This is a genomic window from Arthrobacter sp. 131MFCol6.1, from assembly GCF_000374925.1.
GTDB lineage: Bacteria > Actinomycetota > Actinomycetes > Actinomycetales > Micrococcaceae > Arthrobacter.
In genome coordinates this window covers 333,874-352,818 of the sequence record NZ_KB895541.1, presented here as the reverse complement: position 1 = coordinate 352,818, position 18,945 = coordinate 333,874, and the positions used below count along the sequence as shown (strand labels likewise).

The following is an 18,945-nucleotide window of genomic DNA, read 5'->3' as shown; positions in this document are numbered from 1 at the left end:
CATATCTGCTACGTTCCGGGACTAACTGCGAGGGTTCGCGCAGTGCGCCCATCACCGACTTGGTCGCGCGGCCGCGGTGGCCGGCGCTCCACTCAACGGCCGAGCCCACAGCGCAGCAAGTCCCGCAGAGCCGAGCGGGCCCGGAGCGGACGGGCCGCGGGTGAGAGCAGGGTCTCCCGGGCGAGGCGGATCCGCAGTGCGCCTGGCCGAATGGTGAACCGCAGTGGGGCCGCCATGCGGATCGCTTCCCCGTCCATGCCGACGTCGATCGGCCCACCCGAGTCCACCTCAAAAGTCGAGGGCTCCCAGGCGACGGAGCCGGGAAACGTGTCCGGGTGCCCGCTGGCCGCGGCCAGCTGGCGCCGTGCTTCTGCTGGATCGTCCGGGAGCTTGAGGGCCATCACCCCGAGGTGGCCGCCGTCGAGTCGCGGCCGGTTGGCGAGGGTGGAGGGCGTGCGCCCATACGGGTTGTTCGAGACCTGGAGCACGTGCGCGCGGGTGTACTCCTCCCCCGCCGGACCGGTGAAGCGCAGGTCGAAGGGTTGGCTCCCGGGCCCCAGCATGCTCGGCAGCATGCTCAGGGTGGTGTCCACCTTGGCATTTCGGTACTCGGGGGAACGGACGATTTGCGCGTACAACCCGAGCGAGACGTTGTTGACGAACACCCGGCCGTTGACTTGGCCGAGGTCGATGCGGCGTTCCACGGCCACTCCGAACGCGTCGAGTGCCCCGAGAACGTTGCCGCGGTCGAGGCCGAGATCCATGGCCAGGTGGTTGAAGGTGCCGGCAGGCACCACGACCATGGGCACACCGTGCCGGGCGGCCACGTCCGCGACCAGCCCAAGCGAGCCGTCCCCGCCAGCCATGCCGAGCACATCGGCGCCGCTGGCCACTGCGGCCTCGGCCAGCCCGGTAAGGTCCTGCCCCGGTTCCAGGATGAGCACCTCAATGCCGCGTGCCCTGCATTCGTTGACCAAGCCGAGGCGATCGGCCTTGCCGCCCCCGCTGCGGGGGTTCACGATCAAGGCGGGATGGCCCGCCGGCGGAACGGCGCGGCCCGGAGGTTCCGACCGTCGCAGGCCGCGAATCCCGCGGATGGCCGCGATGCCCGCCAAGACGAGCACCGTCCCTGTTATGAACGCCCCGACCCAACCGGTGTCGGATCTGCTCGAACGAGTCACCGCGGCGTTCAGTCGGCGTGGTGGGCAGGGTCTGCGCGACGGCGTTGACGGAGACGCTGACGAAGGCGAAGCCGCGTGAGGTATGCCGCCGTGTCGCCGGAACCGCGGCCAGCGCACGCCACGAACTGCCAGGGGCCTCTGGGTAATCGGGGCGGCGCTCTTCGGGCCGTAGGCGGCAGTCATCCCTGACCGATCACACGTCGATGCAGCTCCGTCGTGAGTTTGTGAATCTCGCGGGTGAGTTCGGTGTTGTTCTTCAGTTCGGATTCCTGCTCGAGGAAGTCGTGATCAGCCTTTTCCTGCTGGAAGGCGGATGCGCGGTTCTGCCCGATCAGGATGAAGGTCGACAGGAAGATCGTCTCCAGCGAAACGACGAGGGTCAGCGTCGGCCACGGGCTCTTCTCGACGAACAGCATCCACCCGGCGAAGACGGCCACGTGGACGCAAACGAAAGGCATCGATCCGGCAAAGCTGGTGATTGCATCGGCGATCCTCAGTTGCGGGTGCTCGGCACGCTTCTCCCGGAACCTGGTCACGACCGGGTGTTCGCGCAGTGGCGGCGGCGGGTGGAGTCGGGGCATTGCTCTCCTTGGAAGTTGCGGCGGACGAGCCACGCTTCGATCGGTGGCAGTCACTGCACTACTGCGTCGACGGCCGCGTCCCGGGATGCTCCGCCGCCTCGAGGCGGCCAAGGACGCTCAGCCGCCTCCAACAGCTGCTCGAGCACCGTGGAAGAACGCGGTCTTTCACCTCCAGTTTTGGCCGTCCGAACAGGAACGGTAGGGGCTTAGGTCCCATCGCCGGCGACCACGTGATCGGATGGCAGTGGTGCGATACCGAGAAGAAAGGCCGCCTGGGCTGCGCTGCTGCAGCGGTTCCCCGCACCCCAGGTGGTGATCACCGACGGCGGATCCGGGATCGCCGCGGCGTTGTCTGATAGCTGGTCCAATACCGCGGTGCAACACCACCGTGGCCCATGCGTGGGTGCGGGCACACCAGAGCTGGTGGTTAACCCATGACCGGCTCCGCAAGGCCTACCGCCTCCTGGAAAGGCTCAGCCAGGCAGGAACACTGTTCACCTGGTCGACTCGCCAGGGATACCAAGGCTATCTTGGTTCATCGGACGACTCGCCCCAGCTTTCCCTTGTAGTGCCCTGCGGTCCGGACATCCGTCTCAACACGGTCAAGTCGAGCCTGCTCAACACCGAACTCAGTTTTCGCGGTGGCCGGATCCCCGAGCCCCTGACTCGTCGTCCCCAGGGGAGCCGACACGAAGGCCTCGCAGTCCTCGGCGAACCTCTTCAACCCCACTATCCGTGAACTCCTCGAAATGCAGTAACAATTCGAGGAGCCATTCATCGTCGAGAGCAGCAAAATCGTGAACAGACTAGGGCTCACAGCACCCCCCTCGATGAGGCCATCGCCGGAACGCTCCGGGCATACAACTCTGGCAGGTCCCGCGCCGATGCGATAACACGTTCGAGGTCAACGTTCCGGGGTTGGTGTCAGGACAAAACATCGTTTCTCTAGCGGCGTCGACGATCTCGGGGGTGAGACTGTTAACGTGGTTGAGCTGGCCCCTGAACTGCGTGATGTCAGTTCTCGGACGGTTTTCCGCTGGCTGATCCCTGCAGTCGCTGCAGGTTTTGTTCGTCGGCGTCTGCGACCCGCAAGCCACTGGCCGAAGCCGGGCCCAAAACTGGCGGCAAAGCGGGGCCCTGTCGTTGAATCCGCCCGCCGCTTCTGGTGAGCACCGCCGTCGCCACTCCTCCCAGCAGGAGCAGTCCGCCAGCCACTTCCGTGGCCGAGGGCACCTCCTGCAGGGCCAGCCACGCTGCGCTCATCCCCACCACCGGCACTAGCAGCGTGAAAGGGACCACGGCCGACGGCGAGTATGTCGCGAGCAGCCGGTTCCAGATCCCGTACCCCACCAGCGAAGCGAAAACCGCGGTGTATAGCGCGCTCAGGACAGTGGCGGGCTGGAGGTCTCCGATCGTTGCGGTGATGGCATCGGGACCATCGATGATCAGTGAAAGTCCGGCGAGCGGGAGCGGGACCACCGCACCCGACCAGACCACCAGCCCCAGCCCCGACGCCGCCTTGGCTTTGCGTGCAACTACGTTGCCCACAGCCCAGGAAAGCGCCGCGGCCAGCACAATGATGAACGGAAGTAGCGGGGCTACGGCACTGCGGCCCACCGCCACTACCGCCAGGCCGACAACGCCAAGTGCGACGCCGGCCAACTGACGCCCGCTGGGCCGCTCGCCAAGGAACACGGCGGCCAACAGAACCGTAAGCAGAACCTGCGCCTGTAGTACCAGGGAGGCCAGACCTGCCGGCATGCCCAGCGCCATGGCCAGGTACAGCAGCCCGAACTGGCCGGCGCTCATAAAGAGTCCGACACCGACAATTGCTGCCCAGCTGACATCAGGCTTGCGCACGAAGAAAATCCACGGGAAGACCACCAGGACAAACCGCATCGCCACAAACAGCAACGGCGGAACGTCGCGTCCGTTGGTGTGGAGGCCCAAGTCGATGGCCACGAAGTTTAGGCCCCACAAGACAGCGACGAGGATGGCAAGCAAGGAATGGCGAAGGTTCACGCTCCCCACCCTGACAGAGAAGAGAATGAAGCACCAGCGTTGATTCACACCGCATAGCATGTACGTTTGCTTCATGATAGACATCGGAGCGCTCCGTGCGCTGGCAGCGATTGAGCACCATGGTTCCGTCATTGCAGCATCAGAGGTAATGGGCTTCAGCCCGTCGGCGGTATCGCAGCAGATCAAGAAGCTGGAAAAGCAGACTGGCTTCTCGGTCCTGGAGCGGCATGGCCGAGGGGTGCTGCTGACTGAACGCGGACTTGCCTTGGCCGCTTATGGGCGCCGCATTCTCGCCGAACTGGAAGAACTCCAGTCCACGCTCCTGGCCGATCCCGCCAAACCGTATGGCCGCTTGAAGGTGGTGTCCTTCTCCACCGCGTGCCGGGGGCTGGTGGGGCCGATGCTGGGCATGCTCGCTTCCTCCGGCACCGATCTGGACGTCACTGTGCTGGCTGAGGACCCCCGTGAAGCCGTGGCACGTGTAGCCGGCGGGGAAGCCGACCTCGGCATCGTCCACGACTGGAACTCCGTCCCGCTTGTGATTCCAGAGCACGTGATGCTCGAGTGGCTTTCCGATGACATCGCGGACCTCCTGGTTCACCGGAACCATCCCCTGGCAGGAAGGACGGAGGTGGAAGCTGCCGACATGGTTGATGAGCGCTGGATCAGCACCCCGCACGGCGCCATCTGCAACGAGGCCCTATTGCGGATTTTTGCCGATCTGGGCCGCATCCCGGATATCCAGGTCTACGATCCGGACTTCGCAACCCACATCGCGCTGGTGGAGCAAGGGGCCGTGGTGGCGCTCGTGCCTCGTCTCGGCAGGCCGGCACTGCCCGCGGATGTGGTCACTATACCGGTGGTCCGTCCCGTGCCGGCTCGTCGTGTGGGGATGGTGCACCGCAGGACCATGACCCAAAGCCCGGGCATTCAGCACCTTGCCGGCCTCCTGCGCAAGATTGCGGGCCGAGCTGCGAGCTAGTGGTGCTCCCCGGCGCAAAGTATTAGGCGCCTCCTCCGCATCACCACCGGAGACTCTGACGGCCGAGTATCAGAAAGCCCAGAAGCCCGGCTCCGGGCGCGCCCTGTCGGCTTGTGCAGCCGACTACGGATCAAGATGCAGACCGTACAGGCACCTTTGAACACTCAGATGTTCTAAAGCGCCTGTACAACCCCGTACTTCCGCATGAAGTGGTGCAGACGACTTCGAAAAATGACACTTCCGAGTAGTCTCCCAAAGGGTTGTCTCAGTCATGCACGGTTTGGTCCTGATTGGCGGCATGAGGTGCGACGTCGAAGCTCAAGAGGGTCTTTTGGCCACTCGGCCGCACGACGGGCAGTAGTCGAGTGCACTGCGAGTGCAGTATGATGCACTAATGGATGAGAGTACAACGAACTTGGCGCTGGCCATCGGCTCCCGGGTTAAGCAGGAGAGGCAGTCGCGGGGCTGGACGCTTGATCAGCTGGCGGAGTCTGCCGGGGTAAGCCGCAGGATGGTCGTCAACGTGGAGCAGGGTGCCGCGAATCCCAGCGTTGGAACGCTCCTGAGGATCAGTGACGCGCTCGGTGTGGGGCTGCCGGCGCTGGTCGAGTCACCTCGGCCGAAGCCGGTGAAGGTCACCCGCAGTGGTGAGGGCGCTGCGTTGTGGAGCGGCGAGTCCGGCGGCCTCGGTGTGTTGGTGGCCGGCACCGAGCCGCCGGATGTGGTGGAACTGTGGGACTGGACGTTGGGTCCCGGTGACCGTCACGTGAGCGAGGCCCACACATCGGGCACCAAGGAGCTCCTGCAGGTCCAGCAGGGCACGGTCACGGTGGAGGTCGCAAGCCAGTCGGTCACCCTCGATGCAGGCGACGCGTTGACATTCCCGGGCGACGTGGCACACTCCTACGCCAATACGGGCACAGAGCCGGCGAGGTTCTCCCTGGCCGTCTTCGAGCCGGGCGTGGGGACAGGACACCGGCCGGAGGCATCCAATGTCTGAGCAAGGCATGCTGCAGAAATTCCTCGACGGCGGCCAGGTTGACGCCGGCGTGTTCGCGCTGCGGCCCGACTACCGGGCCTCGCTGCTGGCCGTTGACGGACTCGTCCCGGGCCCGAGCGACCAGGCCGGTGAGGAGCTGCTCCAGGAGGCGGAATCCGCAGCCCGCGGGCTGCTCGCTGACCGGCCGGTCGAGCGGCTCCCGCACGTGGCGGCCTGGCGCGATGCTTACCAGGCCTTCGGAGCCAAACCCAGCCGCACGCGCAACAGTCTGGAGGCGCTACTGCGCCGTTCGGTGTCCGGGTTGCCCCGGGTGAACCGTCTCACCGACCTCTATAACGCCGTTTCGGTGCTCCACCAGATTCCGCTGGGCGGGGAGGACCTAAACCGCTACACCGGTGCGCCCCGGCTGGTCCGCGCCACCGGCAAGGAGCCCTTCGATACGGCGGCCGGCGGCGCAGCGGTGATCGAACACCCGGAACCTGGCGAGGTCGTGTGGTGCGACGACGCCGGAGTGACCTGCCGACGCTGGAACTGGCGTCAGGCACGCCGCACCCAGCTCGGAGAGGACACCACCGCCGCACTGTTCATCCTCGACGCGCTCGAACCCATGACCGATGAGGCGCTCCACGCCGTCGCCGAGGACCTGGCCGCCAGGCTGACCCTGCTCGGTCCCGACGTCCGCGTCGCCCGCCGCCTGATAGCCGCCGGCACGCCAGCCAACGAAGGAGACTGACATGCTCATCCACCCCCGGATCCGCGCGATCGGTGACCGGCTGGCCCAAGGGGCCAGCCGTGAGCCAACGTGTCCCCAAGAATCTCCCTGTGCCGCCGTCGGGGCTGGCCGTTGCCGCCATGCTCTCGGTCCAGCTGAGCTCGGCCGTGTCGGTGGATCTGATCGCATCGGTAGGGCCGGCCGGAACCGCCTGGCTCAGACTCAGCGTGAGAGCACTCATCTTCCTCGCCGTTGCCCGACCCCCATTGCGCGCGCTGCGCCGCCACGACGTCCCCGTGCTTCTGGGTCTGGGCGTCGCCACCGGACTGATGACGATCGCATTCCTCGCCTCCATCGAGCGTATCCCGCTCGGCACAGCCGTCGCGATCGAGTTCCTCGGTCCGCTGACCGTCGCCGCAGTACGGAGCCACAGCGCACGGGCGCTAATCTGGCCAGCCCTCGCGCTCCTCGGTGTCGTCCTGCTGACCGAACCCTGGGCTGGCGAGATCAACCTCGCCGGTATCGGCCTCGCAGGGCTCGCGGCCATCGGGTGGGCCGTCTACATCCTGCTGACCCAACGGATCGGCGACCGCTTCACGGGCATCGGCGCGCTCTCCCTCACCGTTCCCGTCGCCGCTGCCACGGCAGCGATCCTCGGCATCCCGCAGTCCGTCGGTCACCTCAACCCCGGTATCCTTGCCGCCGGCTTGGGACTGGCCGTCCTGATGCCGGTGCTGCCGATGGCGCTCGAGATGCTCGCCCTGCGCCGGATGACGCCCACCGCGTTCGGTACCCTGATGGCCCTCGAACCGGCCATCGGCGTGCTCCTCGGGCTGCTCGTGCTGCACCAGCAACCCTCGCTCACCCAATTGGGCGGGATCACGCTCGTCGTCCTCGCCGGCGCCGCCGCGCAACGCGGCGGCCAACGGCAACCACGCTCCCGCGAACACGCCGGCACGCGCACCGACCCTGGCCTCATCAGCCAAGGACCGAAGTAGACGGCTGTCCTCTAGCCGAGTGAGCCCGCCAGACGCTGCGCGAGATTTCCCTGCTTACATGTGGCCCCGCAGCACAGCCCGCCCAGGCAGCGGCTGGCGCCTCAAGACTTTGCTTCCCTGTTGTTCAGACCAAAGGAGTTATGACCATGTTCACCGGCTTGAGCGCCTTCCCCCTTACCCCTCTGGCAGATGATGCCGTTGACGAGCATGCGTTCGTTCGCCTGATCGAACGGCTCTCGGAGGCGAAGGTTGCCTCCATTACCGCGCTCGGATCCACGGGATCCTACGCGTACCTGAGCGGCGAGGAACGGAGCCGTGTGGCCCGTCTTGCCGTCAAGCACGCCGGCGATACACCCGTGTTCATTGGCGTCGGGGCCTTGCGGACCTCACACGTCCTCGCGAACGCTGAGAAAGCAGAGCAGGCGGGGGCTTCCGGGCTCCTGATGGCTCCGATGACCTATCAGCCCCTCACCGACGACGACGTGTTCGAACTCTTCCGCACCGTCACCGCGAACTCGTCGCTGCCCGTCATCGTCTATGACAACCCGGGCACCACCCACTTCACCTTCACGACCGAGCTCTACGGACGCATAGCCGAACTGCCCGGTATCGCTTCCATCAAAATCCCTGGCGTACCGGCCGATCCCGAGCTAGCACAGGCGCGGATTCAGGAAATCCGGGCGGCCGTCCCGGATCATGTCACTATCGGAGTTTCCGGTGACGCGAGGGCCGCCGCCGGTCTGGCCGCCGGGTGCGACGCCTGGTACTCGGTCATCGGCGGCACCTTGCCAGCGCTAGCGATGCGGATCACCGGGGCCGCCCTGGAAGGGCGGATCGCGGACGCATTGGCCGAATCCGAACGGCTTGCACCGTTGTGGCAGCTGTTTGCCGAGTTTGGCGGGAGCATCCGTGTTGTTGCGGCAATGGCAGAACAGCTGGGACTGGCTTCAACATCGTGCCTGCCGCTTCCCATCCAGGGATTGACCGGGAAGCAGCGCGCCCATGTCGCCAGGATTGTCGATGAGCTCGGGCTCAACCCGTAGCGCTGACCTCGGCGTTCCACCCAGGAAGGACCGCCGGGTCGGGGCGCTGGCCCGCTACGTCTTCGCCGCGACCCTGGTGCGTAGCGCAGACGGCGGCGCAGTAGTTGCTATCGTGCTGCTCGCGCACGCCTGCGGGATGCCCGGCTGGCTGGCAGGGCTCCTGGGTGCATCCATTACGGCTCCCCACCTGCTTGGCCCGTTCATTGGACGACGCCTCGACACAGCCCGTGACGGGCGAAAGGTCATCGCGTGCTCCGCCGTCCTCCACGGCGTGCTCCTCGGAGCTGCCGCACTTCTCCTGCCCGTCGACTGGGCGATCTGGCCAGCCATGCTGCTCTTTACCTCGGGCATCTTCGGGCCGATGCTCACCGGCGGGATCAGCAGCCGCCTGCCCTCCATCGCCGGCCCCGAGCAGCGCAGCCAACGCAGAGCACAGAGCTGGGACGTCGCAAGCTACGGACTCAGCGGCACCCTCGGCCCCGCAGCAGTCGCATGGATCGCGGCAGCATCCGACGCGCTCACCGCGACACTCGTTCTGGCCGGAGCCGCCATCGTTGGTGCCGGAGCCGTCCTCGCACTCCCCAAGCAAGAGCCGCCCAACAAGGCAGTTGAGGTGCCATCGCCCGGGCGAACACTGCGCCTGATCTGGGAACGTGGTCCGCTGCGCCGCACACTCGGGCTCACCGTGACCGTCGCATTCTCGGTCGCCGCGTTACCGATCTACGCTGTCGCAACAGCTCCCGGGTTCGGCGGGGCCTCAGCCGCCGGAATACTGGTCGCGGCTTACGGAATCGGGAATCTCCTCGGATCAGCAGCTCTTATGCTGCGGCCGCTCCGACGCGACGCAGACCCTCTCATGAGCTCCCTTGCTGCACTCGTCGGGGCAACGCTGATACTGGTGATGCTTACCCCGACACTCCCCACCTCCCTTATTGCCTTCTGCCTGGCAGGGATCGCCAACGCCATGTTCTTCGCTGCAACACTCGCCGCGCGCAGTGAACACGCACCCATCGAGGCTCGCGGCCAAGTCTTCATCTGGGTAGGCGCACTCAAGATCGCTGCGGGATCGGCCGGAACAGCCGTAGCGGGTGCCACCATCTCACCAGCGCTCTGGGCACCGCTTATGCTGGCGACAGCCCTCACGGCAGCAGCTGCCACGTCCAGCATCATCGAGCGATCCCGTCCACGCTGGTCCAAGCACTAGCTGGCCCGATTTCAACAACACCCCCGCCCCGACGTCGGCGAACCGCTCCTTCGCGGCCTGCTCCGACGGGGCGGTGCAGACCGGCTTGAGGGCCTTGACGATCCCGTAGCGGTGCTGGCGACCGGCGTAGCGGAAGCTGTTGCGGATCAGGTGCACGACGCACTGCTGCACCACCGTTCGCTCTGCCACGTGGTCGTGATCGCCTCCGGCAGACCCTTGAGCCAATCGCAGACAGCGATGAACACGTCTTTCACTCCGCGGTTTTTTGGCTCGGAGAACACCTGGAGCCAGAACCGGGCGCCCTCGGCGCCGTCGCCGGCCCAGATCCCTAGAATCTCCCGCTCCCCGTTGACGGTGACGCCCATGACGACATAAGAACGGGCTGTTGCGCACCTGCCCGACACGGACCTTCACTACGATCGCGTCCACGAAGAGCGCCGGATAGACCGGATGGGCTAGCCCAGCCGTGCCTCTAGGTGCTCGTCCAGTGCAGCAAGGAATTCCTCTGTGCTCAGCCATTTCTGGTTCGGGCCCACCAGAAGCGCCAGGTCCTTGGTCATCTGGCCGGCTTCGACCGTCTTGATGACGACGTCCTCTAGAGTGATGGCAAAGTCAATGACGGCAGGGGTGTTGTCCAGTTTGCCGCGGTGCATGATGCCGCGGGTCCAGGCGAAGATCGAGGCGATCGGGTTGGTGGAGGTCGGCTTACCCTGCTGGTGCTGGCGGTAGTGGCGGGTCACGGTGCCGTGCGCGGCTTCGGCCTCGACGGTCCTGCCGTCCGGGGTCATGAGCACGGAGGTCATGAGACCGAGCGAGCCGTAGCCCTGGGCGATGGTGTCGGACTGGACGTCGCCGTCGTAGTTCTTGCAGGCCCAGACGTACCCGCCTTCCCACTTCATCGCCGACGCGACCATGTCATCGATCAGGCGGTGTTCGTAGCTAAGGCCGGCGGCTTCGAACAGGTCCTTGAATTCGGCGTCGAACACTTCCTGGAACAGATCCTTGAACTGGCCGTCGTAGGCCTTCAGGATCGTGTTCTTGGTGGAGAGGTACACGGGGTAGTTCCGCTGCAGCCCGTAGGCGAAGGAGGCTCGGGCGAAGTCGCGGATGGAGTCATTGAAGTTGTACATGCCCATCGCCACTCCTCCCCCGTCGGGGTAGGTGACCACCGTCTGCTTGATCTCTTCGCCGCCGTCGGAGGGTGTGAAGGTCATGGTCAGCGTGCCAGAACCCGGGACCTTGAAGTTGGTGGCGCGGTACTGGTCGCCGAAGGCGTGGCGTCCGATGATGATCGGCTTGTTCCAGCCTGGGACCAGGCGCGGGATGTTGGAGATGATGATCGGCTCGCGGAAGACGACCCCGCCCAGGATGTTGCGGACGGTTCCGTTCGGGGAGAACCACATCTTCTTCAGGCCGAATTCCTCGACCCGGGCCTCATCCGGGGTGATCGTGGCGCACTTGACGCCCACGTTGTACCTCTTGATCGCGTTCGCGGCGTCGATGGTGACCTGGTCATCGGTCGCGTCACGGTTCTGGATGGACAGGTCGAAGTATTTCAGGTCCACATCCAGATACGGGAGGATCAGGCGGCCTTTGATGAACTGCCAGATGATGCGGGTCATTTCATCGCCGTCAAGCTCCACAATAGAGCCAACGACTTTGATCTTTTCGTTCATGCGGTCTCCTTGATTTCATGGGCACAATGACCCACACCGATGGTGGTCTCTGACATTTGCGAACCCAGTGTGGCACCCGGTGCACGACGGTTCCGGGCACCGGGTGCCACCCCTGGCTCCTATCGGGAGCTGATGCGCGGCGTCCCCCGGCGGGCAGCGAATCGGGTTTTGAGGCGTTGCAGCTCGGCCGGCAGTTCGGGGGGCAGCGAGTCACCGAACCGGGCGTACCACTGATCGATGCTGTCGATTTCCTGGGCCCATTCCTGTGAATCGACCGCCAGGGCGGCACTGAGGTGTCCGCAGGTGACATCGAGGCCTTCGACGTCGAGGGACTCCGGTGCCGGGACGAGGCCGATGGGAGTTTCAATGGCAGCGGCTGTCCCCTCGAGCCGTTCGATGGCCCATTTCAGGACGCGGGAGTTGTCTCCGAATCCGGGCCACAGGAAGCCACCGTCGCTGTCGCGGCGGAACCAGTTAACCAGGAAGATCCGGGGCAATCTGGCGGGATTGGCTGCCCGGCCGATCTCCAGCCAGTGGTTGAGGTAGTTTCCGGCGTCGTAGCCGATGAAGGGGAGCATGGCCATCGGATCGCGGCGGACCACCCCGACTTGGCCGGCGGCAGCCGCTGTGGTCTCAGAGGACAGCGTCGACCCCATGAAAACACCGCCCGCCCAGTCCCTGGACTCGGTGACCAGGGGGATGGTTGTCTTCCGGCGCCCACCGAAGAAGATGGCCGAGAGCGGCACGCCCTGGGGTTGGTAGTATTCCTCGGCCAGGATATCGACTTGGCTGATGGGGGTGCAGAACCGCGAGTTGGGATGGGCCGCGGGGCTGCCGCAGCCCGGCGTCCAGTCCTGGCCCGTCCAGTCTGTCAGGTGCTCCGGAGCGTCCCGGGTCATGCCTTCCCACCAGACGCCGCCGTCATCGGTGAGAGCCACGTTGGTGAAAATGGTGTTGCCCTTGGCGATGGCGTCCATCGCGTTGGGGTTGGTGTGCCATCCGGTGCCGGGTGCAACGCCGAAGAGGCCCGCCTCCGGGTTGGTGGCCCGCAGTTCCCCGTCCTTTCCGACACGAATCCAAGCGATGTCGTCTCCCAGGGTTTCCACTTTCCAGCCGTCCACTGTGGGGTTCAGCAGCGCGAGGTTGGTCTTGCCGCAGGCGGAGGGAAACGCGGCGGAGATGTAGTAGGCCTTCTGCTCCGGGCTGGTGAGTTTGAGGATGAGCATGTGCTCCGCGAGCCAGCCCTCCTGCCGGGACATCGCGGACGCGATGCGCAGTGAGTAGCATTTCTTGCCCAGCAGCGCGTTGCCGCCGTACCCGGAGCCGAAGGACCAGATGGAGCGCTCCTCCGGGAAGTGGACAATCCACTTGTCCGGGTTGCAGGGCCAGCTGCCATCCTGCTGCCCCGGCTCCAGCGGTGCGCCGACGGAGTGCAGGGCGGGGACGAAGTCCGCGTCCAGTTCGACCATTTTGGCCAGGACTTCGGAGCCGGTGTGGGCCATGATGCGCATGGAGGCGACCACGTAGGCACTGTCGGTGATCTCAACGCCGAACTTGGGGTCCTCGGCGTCGAGGTGGCCCATCACGAACGGAATCACATACATGGTGCGTCCCCGCATGGCGCCGCGGAAGAGCCCGTTTAGCTTCTCCTTCATCTGTGCCGGCGCCATCCAGTTGTTGGTAAAGCCGGCGTCGCGTTCGTGTTCGGAGCAGATGTAGGTCTGCTCTTCGACCCGGGCAACGTCCTTGGGGTCGGAGAACGCCGCGAAGGACTTGGGGAAGAGTTCCTCGTTCAGCCGGACCAGGGTGCCGGCGGCCACGAGCCCGTCGGTGATCTGGCGGTATTCGGCGTCGGAGCCGTTGACCCAGTGGATGCGGTCCGGCCGGGTCAGGCCAGCAACTTCGCCGACCCACTCCGAAACCCGGGCCAGAGCGGCCGGTGCGGTATCCATGACGGTGGACTGTGTGGTGTTTGGCAAGGTTCTCTTCCTTCCCCCGCGCTTTGTGGCGTTGGCGGGGATGATCCTAGACGGTGATGGGTGGTTCATCGGAGCATCGCAGCCGGAGGCCAATAGGAGTTCAGGAGCGGCTGCGGGTCCCACGAAGGGGGCCAGGGGCCTTCAAGTAATTTACTATTTGATGATTACATCAATTTATATAATAGCCCCTATGGCACCGCCGTCGCGGACGATGGACGGCAGGAACGTCTGTACACGGCTCAGCACCCCGTGGAGAGAAGCGAGGCAGATCACCCGACGGAAGCCGGGAACTACCGCGGCAGACGTACAGCGCCCTCCCCGGCATCCCTGCCGGGGAGGGCATGCCGTCACCGGCAACGGCAGGCAGGCGGCCTGAATTTAGGGTCTCGGTGTCAGACGTTCGGCGCATGGCAGGTCGGCCCTGAGGTCCGGGGCGCCGGTCTCCAGCCCGACCGGGCGAGGGCGCTGATGTCCAGGTCGGTGTTTTCGGCAGGTGGACGACGGGGTAGCCGTTGTTCAGCAGGGCGCCACCGGGGGGAAGTACCGGACCAGGCTGTGCGCTCCCTCGTGAAGAGGATTCCATGGTCCCGGGCGGTGCCAGCACCCGGGCGCTGCCGCGCGGGCCGAGCTTGTCCGGGTTCCGGCAGCGGCCGCATCACGCCGCCCGCTGTCCTGGCCGCTGCCCGGACCTGGGGGGGCAGGGTCCGGGCAGCGGGTCCGAAGGCCGCGGCATGACGCGGCCGGCCCGGCACCTGGGAACCGGTTCCCGGGTGCCGGGCCTCTGTCCTCCGGCGGGCCGTGGCGGCCGGAGGGGTCTTTGTCGGGAAGGGCGTTATGGCGCCCCTTTCCCCGGCCGGGCGAGAGTAGCTGCGGATGCCCTGGTCCGGCGTGAAGTGTCAGTCCAGTCCGCTGAAGCCGAGGCCCGGCAGGGGCAGCCTGACCCATCCCCTGTTATATTGGATGATAGAAGCATGAAATAGTCAAGCAGAGGTTCGTAGTGAGAGGCCGGGAGGCAGGCATGGACGAGTTTTCGGATTTCCGGGCACCGTTATATGAAGTGAAGGCCAATCTTTTCAAGGGTCTGGCGCATCCCGTGCGGATCAGGGTCCTGGAGCTGCTCTCCGCGGCGCCCGAGGTATCGGTAACTGACATGCTCGCCGCAACAGGTCTAGAGGCCTCGCATCTGTCCCAGCATCTGTCCGTGCTGCGCCGATACCACCTGGTGAAGGGCGAACGCAGGGCCCTGCAGATGTTCTATTCCCTGGCGTACCCTCAGGTCGCTGACCTGCTGTCCGTGGCACGTCTACTGCTCAACGACATGCTGCACACCACCCGCGAGCAGCTCGAACATACCGAGGCCACGTCTAAGGCCGCTGCGTCCCCGGCGGCTGCGGCCGACGGCAGCTCACGATGAGGGCCCTGACCGCGGCCCGGGCGCTTCTGCCCGGCCCGAGGGACTATACGGATCTGCCCCGCACCTGGAAAGGGGACCTCATCGCCGGGGTCACCGTGGGTATCGTCGCCCTCCCCCTGGCGCTGGCCTTCGGGGTCAGCTCCGGCGCCGGAGCGGCCAGCGGACTGATTACCGCCGTGATCGCCGGCATCGTCGCCGCCGTTTTCGGTGGTTCCAACATCCAGGTTTCCGGCCCGACCGGAGCGATGGTCGTCGTCCTGGGTCCCGTCATCGCCACGCAGGGCGTCGGTGCCCTGGCCGCAGTGGCCGTCCTGGCAGGGGTCATCGTGGTCGCCGCCGGTGTGCTCAAGCTCGGCCGGGTCGTGACCCTGCTGCCCTGGCCGGTGATCGAGGGGTTCACCCTCGGGATTGCCATGATCATATTCCTCCAGCAGGTCCCCGCCGCCTTCGGCGTCAAAGCCGGACCGAGCAGCAACGCCGCCGTCTCTGCCGTCCAGGGACTCACAACGGCGTCCCCCGCCGCCCTCCTTGCCCCGCTGGCGCTGGTGACACTTGTCGCCGTCATCATGATCGCCGCACCCCGCATCCACCCGAAGATCCCCGGTTCCCTCATCGCCATCATCATCGCCAGCATCGCTGCCCAGGTGCTGGACCTGCCGGTGGCCCGGATCGGCACCCTGCCCGACACCCTGCCGGCCCCGGTCATCCCCGCCCTGGACTGGGGTACCGTGGCTGCGCTTGCCGGGCCGGCCGCGACCATCGCGGCCCTCGCGGCGATCGAGTCGCTGCTCTCGGCCCGGGTTGCCGCGTCGATCTCCGATACCGGCCCTTACGACGCCGACCGTGAACTCCTGGGCCAAGGCCTGGCCTCCGTCTGTTCCGGGTTTTTCGGCGGCATGCCGGCCACCGGCGCCATCGCCCGTACCGCGGTGAACATCCGCTCAGGCGGCCGGACCCGGCTCGCCGCCGTCACGCACGCTCTGGTGCTGCTGGGCGTGGTGTACCTGGCCACCGGTCCGGTCTCACGCATCCCGCTCGCCGCCCTCGCCGGGGTCCTGATGGTCACCGCCACCCGCATGGTCTCCCCCGCCACCCTGCGCAGCGTCATCGGATCGACCCGTGCCGACACGGTCGTGTTCTTCGTCACGGCCCTGATCACTGTCTCCTTCGACCTGATCGAGGCAGTGGCGATCGGCATCGCCGTCGCGTCCTTCTTCGCCCTGCGCACACTGGTCAAGTCCAGCGGGGTCCACCGGGAAGAGATCCCGGGCCCGGTTCAGGAAGGCGACGAACACATCGCCGTGTTCCGACTCGACGGGGCCCTGTTCTTCGCCGCAGCCGAACGCGTCCTGGACCGGGTCAGCGCGATCCGCAACGTCGATGTCGTCATCATCCGCATGTCACAGCTCCAGGTCCTGGACGCAACTGGGGCCAGGGTCATCACCGACATCGTCAACGCCCTCGAACGCCGCGGCATCACCGTACTGATCAAAGGAATCCAGGAACGCCACCTGGCCCTGGTCACCCGGGTGGGCGTGCTGGAATCCCTGCGCCACCACAAACACCTCTTCGCGGAATTGCCTCCGGCCGTGGAACACGCCCGCAGCCACGTCGCCCGCGCCGACCAAAACCCCGCACGGGACAAAGCACCCAACGACGGCCAGGACCCCGACCGTGGCCAGGTCGCGGCAGCCAGTCCCGGCCGCACCACGGTCCGCTGAATGATCAGGAGCATCCTTTGCCGCCAGCAGCACCCCTGGAATCCCGGACCGAACCGGGCCGTCTGCCACAATACCTCCTGGGTTTCGGACTCGGGGCCCTACTGCTGTTCGACCTCCCGGCACTTTTCGCGGGGCCCACGAACCAGGCCTGGCTGGCCGCGGCGGTACTGACCGGCCCGACCGTCGGCATCCCCGCCGTGATCGCCGTGTTCGGACGGTGCAACAACTCACAGGGCCGGCCCGCAGTAGCATCAGCGCTGCGCCCGGGCAGGAGCCGGCCATGAGCGTAGACGGCATGCCGCTGCCGGCGTGGAAGCACTCCATGCCCGGAGGGACCGGGTACCCCGCGGACGCGGAAGCCTGGAACCGCTGGTACACCGAGAACGACCGCGGCTGGGCGCCGGCAAGCTCCTCGGTCCGCGCCATGCTGAACGGGATTGCCCCCGGACGGGCCCTGGATCTGGGGGCCGGCGACGGCCGCAATGCCGTGTGGCTCGCCGGACGCGGCTGGCACGTGACAGCCATGGACTTTTCCGCCGAAGCCCTGGATATTGGGCGCGGGCGCGCCTTCGCCGAAGGCGTCACGGACCTGATCACCTGGTCCGTCGCCGACGTCACCACCTGCGCACCGGTACGCGGAAGCCTGAACCTTGTTCTGGCCGCCTTCCTTCATCTGCCCGGCCCCGACCTCGAACGCGTCATCGCCCGCAACGCCCCGGGCCTGGCCCCCGGCGGGCTGTTCCTGTACACCGGCCACGACCCCGCCGACCCGCGGGAAGGCATGGCCGGAACCCGTGACCCGTCCGTGCTGCACGACAGCGCGCAGGTTGCCGCCTGGGCCAGAGCGTCCGGGCTGCAGGTCGAATCAGCAGAAATCCGGTCACGGCCCGTCCCCGGGGCCCGCCGGCCCGCGCTGGACTGCGTGGTCCTGGCCCGCAGACCGGCCGCGCCGGCACAGTCCCCGCCTACGGCATCGTAAACGCCCAACCCGCACCCACCACCAGGAGAGCACGAAGACACTGGGGACAAGGAAGCAATGGACTACCACCTGAAAAGTATCGAGGCCGCCGCCGCCCGGGGCGGCTACCTGCCAGCGCACGGTTATGCCGTCACCGCACCCGACTGCACCCAACCGGCGGAACACTACGGTTCCGGAACGGAGGCATCCGGCCTGGTTTTAGCCTTGTGCCGGGCCATGGCCGCCCAAGTGCCGCCCGCCGATGCGGCGGCGGCGGCGGGCATGAACCTTTCTGAACTTTTCAACACACTGCGGGAACACCCCTGACGGACAGCCCGCTCCCGGAACCTGCACCACACATCCCTGTACGGCCCGCATTCTGCATTGCCCAGCCTCATAAGCCCCGGCCGACCGGTCCCGATATTCAGGAGCAAAACATGACAGCACCGACCGTGCCCGCACCAAAACCCTTAACAGGCCGGGGCTCCCGGATCGCAGGGGTCGGCTTGTACCAGCCCGCAAGGATCCTGGATAACGAGGAACTGAGCCAGATCGTGGATACCACCGATGAATGGATCCGCAGCAGGGTCGGGATCCAGGAACGCCGCATCGCCGATACCGAGTCCGTCGCGGACATGGCTACCCAAGCCGGGCGGGACGCCCTTCAACATGCCGGGATCGAAGCCGCGGATCTGGACCTGGTCGTCATTGCTACCGTGACCGCACTGGACCGCTCCCCAAGCACCGCAGGGCGGGTCTCGGCCGCGCTGGGTGCCCGGAACCCTGCCGTCTTCGACCTTAACGCCGCCTGCTCGGGGTTCACGCACGCCCTTGCCGTCGCAGACCAGGCCATCCGTTCCGGGGCCGCCAACACCGCCCTGGTCATCGGGGCCGAGAAGCTCAGTGATTTCACGGACTGGACCGACAGGACCACCTGCGTACTCGTCGGTGACGGCGCCGGCGCCCTCGTGCTCACCGCCTCACCAACTCCGGGAATCGGACCAGTCCACTGGGGATCAGTCCCCGAACTGTCCCACGCTGTCAGGATCGAAGAACCCAAACTCCGTTTCCAGCAGGAAGGCATGTCCGTGTTCCGCTGGGCCATCAGCGAGGCCGCCACGCTGGCCCGGAAAACCTGCGAGATCGCCGGCATCCGGCCGGACGAGCTCGCAGGGTTCGTCCCGCACCAGGCCAACCTGCGCATCATCGAGCCCCTCGCCGATCAACTCGGGATCTCCCGCGAGATCACCGCACGTGACGTCGTCACCTCGGGGAACACGTCCTCGGCCAGTATCCCGATCGCCCTTGCCAGGCTGGTGCGTAGCGGACAGCTTCCGCCCGACAGCCCCGTTCTGCTGTTCGGTTTCGGCGGCGGCTTCTCCTACGCCGGGCAGGTAGTCCGCACCCCGGCCACCGGCACCGTGTCCGGAGCCTGAAGCACCTGGCGCCCCGGCGGCACCCTGCCCGTCACCAA

The 18,945-nt window shown here is 66.4% G+C and carries 17 protein-coding genes and 1 pseudogene; 12 read left to right on the top strand and 6 right to left on the bottom strand.

Annotated features, from left to right (window positions below; all coding sequences use genetic code 11):
• Window positions 1-92: 92 nt before the first annotated feature.
• From C566_RS20505 to C566_RS0101730, 3 genes are all read right to left on the bottom strand, one after another.
• The gene (locus C566_RS20505; protein WP_196802317.1) at window positions 93-1,019 is read right to left on the bottom strand and encodes a diacylglycerol/lipid kinase family protein; all 927 of its coding nucleotides are present in this window, start codon (window positions 1,017-1,019) and stop codon (window positions 93-95) included.
• Window positions 1,020-1,360: 341 nt separating this feature from the next.
• Window positions 1,361-1,762: a DUF1003 domain-containing protein gene (locus tag C566_RS0101740; RefSeq protein ID WP_018772600.1), complete on the bottom strand. Its 402-nt coding sequence runs from the start codon at window positions 1,760-1,762 to the stop codon at window positions 1,361-1,363.
• A 1,014-nt stretch (window positions 1,763-2,776) separates the two neighbouring features.
• Window positions 2,777-3,784, bottom strand: coding sequence for an EamA family transporter (locus tag C566_RS0101730; RefSeq protein ID WP_051082241.1), 1,008 nt, complete (start codon window positions 3,782-3,784; stop codon window positions 2,777-2,779).
• Between the two features lie 73 nt (window positions 3,785-3,857).
• Between C566_RS0101730 and C566_RS0101725 the strand changes: the two genes are divergently transcribed.
• The 6 genes from C566_RS0101725 (at window position 3,858) to C566_RS0101700 (ending at window position 9,723) form a co-directional block, all read left to right on the top strand.
• On the top strand, window positions 3,858-4,766 hold the full coding sequence (locus tag C566_RS0101725) for a LysR family transcriptional regulator (protein ID WP_026266276.1): 909 nt from the start codon (window positions 3,858-3,860) through the stop codon (window positions 4,764-4,766).
• Between the two features lie 394 nt (window positions 4,767-5,160).
• A complete protein-coding gene (locus tag C566_RS0101720) occupies window positions 5,161-5,766 on the top strand; it encodes a helix-turn-helix domain-containing protein (RefSeq protein WP_018772596.1) in 606 nt (201 codons plus the stop codon).
• Window positions 5,759-6,499, top strand: coding sequence for a B3/B4 domain-containing protein (locus tag C566_RS0101715; RefSeq protein ID WP_026266275.1), 741 nt, complete (start codon window positions 5,759-5,761; stop codon window positions 6,497-6,499). The genes C566_RS0101720 and C566_RS0101715 overlap by 8 nt, the downstream gene beginning before the upstream one ends.
• Window positions 6,500-6,618: 119 nt before the next feature.
• Window positions 6,619-7,476, top strand: a complete 858-nt coding sequence (locus C566_RS0101710; protein WP_051082240.1) for an EamA family transporter — start codon at window positions 6,619-6,621, stop codon at window positions 7,474-7,476.
• 146 nt (window positions 7,477-7,622) lie between these two features.
• On the top strand, window positions 7,623-8,519 hold the full coding sequence (locus C566_RS0101705; protein WP_196802338.1) for a dihydrodipicolinate synthase family protein: 897 nt from the start codon (window positions 7,623-7,625) through the stop codon (window positions 8,517-8,519).
• Window positions 8,497-9,723 carry an MFS transporter gene (locus tag C566_RS0101700; protein WP_018772592.1) on the top strand — a complete coding sequence of 409 codons (1,227 nt, stop codon included), beginning with the start codon at window positions 8,497-8,499 and terminating at the stop codon, window positions 9,721-9,723. The genes C566_RS0101705 and C566_RS0101700 overlap by 23 nt, the downstream gene beginning before the upstream one ends.
• 24 nt (window positions 9,724-9,747) lie before the next feature.
• On the opposite strand, the pseudogene C566_RS23425 reads toward C566_RS0101700, so the two are convergent.
• From C566_RS23425 to C566_RS20495, 3 genes and pseudogenes are all read right to left on the bottom strand, one after another.
• A pseudogene (locus C566_RS23425) lies at window positions 9,748-10,170 on the bottom strand (IS256 family transposase); the annotation flags it as partial.
• Window positions 10,171-10,178: 8 nt separating this feature from the next.
• Window positions 10,179-11,399: an NADP-dependent isocitrate dehydrogenase gene (locus tag C566_RS0101690; protein WP_018772591.1), complete on the bottom strand. Its 1,221-nt coding sequence runs from the start codon at window positions 11,397-11,399 to the stop codon at window positions 10,179-10,181.
• A gap of 119 nt (window positions 11,400-11,518) precedes the next feature.
• Window positions 11,519-13,447 (bottom strand): phosphoenolpyruvate carboxykinase (GTP), encoded by a 1,929-nt coding sequence (locus C566_RS20495; protein ID WP_155846704.1) that lies wholly within the window; start codon window positions 13,445-13,447, stop codon window positions 11,519-11,521.
• 949 nt (window positions 13,448-14,396) lie between these two features.
• On the opposite strand from C566_RS20495, the gene C566_RS0101680 reads away from it, so the two are divergent.
• From C566_RS0101680 to C566_RS0101655, 6 genes are all read left to right on the top strand, one after another.
• On the top strand, window positions 14,397-14,792 hold the full coding sequence (locus tag C566_RS0101680) for an ArsR/SmtB family transcription factor (RefSeq protein ID WP_018772589.1): 396 nt from the start codon (window positions 14,397-14,399) through the stop codon (window positions 14,790-14,792).
• A complete protein-coding gene (locus C566_RS0101675) occupies window positions 14,789-16,513 on the top strand; it encodes a SulP family inorganic anion transporter (protein ID WP_018772588.1) in 1,725 nt (574 codons plus the stop codon). Before C566_RS0101680 ends, C566_RS0101675 begins: the two co-directional genes overlap by 4 nt.
• Before the next feature lie 17 nt (window positions 16,514-16,530).
• Window positions 16,531-16,797 (top strand): hypothetical protein, encoded by a 267-nt coding sequence (locus C566_RS0101670; protein ID WP_018772587.1) that lies wholly within the window; start codon window positions 16,531-16,533, stop codon window positions 16,795-16,797.
• Entirely contained in the window at window positions 16,794-17,492 is a 699-nt protein-coding gene (locus tag C566_RS20490; protein ID WP_018772586.1) for an SAM-dependent methyltransferase, read from the top strand. Before C566_RS0101670 ends, C566_RS20490 begins: the two co-directional genes overlap by 4 nt.
• A gap of 57 nt (window positions 17,493-17,549) precedes the next feature.
• A complete protein-coding gene (locus C566_RS0101660; RefSeq protein ID WP_018772585.1) occupies window positions 17,550-17,798 on the top strand; it encodes a hypothetical protein in 249 nt (82 codons plus the stop codon).
• Window positions 17,799-17,908: 110 nt separating this feature from the next.
• Window positions 17,909-18,907: a beta-ketoacyl-ACP synthase III gene (locus C566_RS0101655; protein WP_051082208.1), complete on the top strand. Its 999-nt coding sequence runs from the start codon at window positions 17,909-17,911 to the stop codon at window positions 18,905-18,907.
• The last annotated feature ends 38 nt before the right edge of the window (window positions 18,908-18,945 follow it).

Bases quoted from the DNA above. Each gene is read 5' to 3' on its own strand.
- C566_RS0101740 (WP_018772600.1), bottom strand. From the start codon at position 1,762: ATGCCCCGACTCCACCCGCCGCCGCCACTGCGCGAACACCCGGTCGTG.
- C566_RS0101725 (WP_026266276.1), top strand. From the start codon at position 3,858: ATGATAGACATCGGAGCGCTCCGTGCGCTGGCAGCGATTGAGCACCAT.
- C566_RS0101720 (WP_018772596.1), top strand. From the start codon at position 5,161: ATGGATGAGAGTACAACGAACTTGGCGCTGGCCATCGGCTCCCGGGTT.
- C566_RS0101715 (WP_026266275.1), top strand. From the start codon at position 5,759: ATGTCTGAGCAAGGCATGCTGCAGAAATTCCTCGACGGCGGCCAGGTT.
- C566_RS0101710 (WP_051082240.1), top strand. From the start codon at position 6,619: ATGCTCTCGGTCCAGCTGAGCTCGGCCGTGTCGGTGGATCTGATCGCA.
- C566_RS0101705 (WP_196802338.1), top strand. From the start codon at position 7,623: ATGTTCACCGGCTTGAGCGCCTTCCCCCTTACCCCTCTGGCAGATGAT.
- C566_RS0101700 (WP_018772592.1), top strand. From the start codon at position 8,497: ATGAGCTCGGGCTCAACCCGTAGCGCTGACCTCGGCGTTCCACCCAGG.
- C566_RS0101690 (WP_018772591.1), bottom strand. From the start codon at position 11,399: ATGAACGAAAAGATCAAAGTCGTTGGCTCTATTGTGGAGCTTGACGGC.
- C566_RS20495 (WP_155846704.1), bottom strand. From the start codon at position 13,447: ATGAACCACCCATCACCGTCTAGGATCATCCCCGCCAACGCCACAAAG.
- C566_RS0101680 (WP_018772589.1), top strand. From the start codon at position 14,397: ATGGACGAGTTTTCGGATTTCCGGGCACCGTTATATGAAGTGAAGGCC.
- C566_RS0101675 (WP_018772588.1), top strand. From the start codon at position 14,789: ATGAGGGCCCTGACCGCGGCCCGGGCGCTTCTGCCCGGCCCGAGGGAC.
- C566_RS20490 (WP_018772586.1), top strand. From the start codon at position 16,794: ATGAGCGTAGACGGCATGCCGCTGCCGGCGTGGAAGCACTCCATGCCC.
- C566_RS0101660 (WP_018772585.1), top strand. From the start codon at position 17,550: ATGGACTACCACCTGAAAAGTATCGAGGCCGCCGCCGCCCGGGGCGGC.
- C566_RS0101655 (WP_051082208.1), top strand. From the start codon at position 17,909: ATGACAGCACCGACCGTGCCCGCACCAAAACCCTTAACAGGCCGGGGC.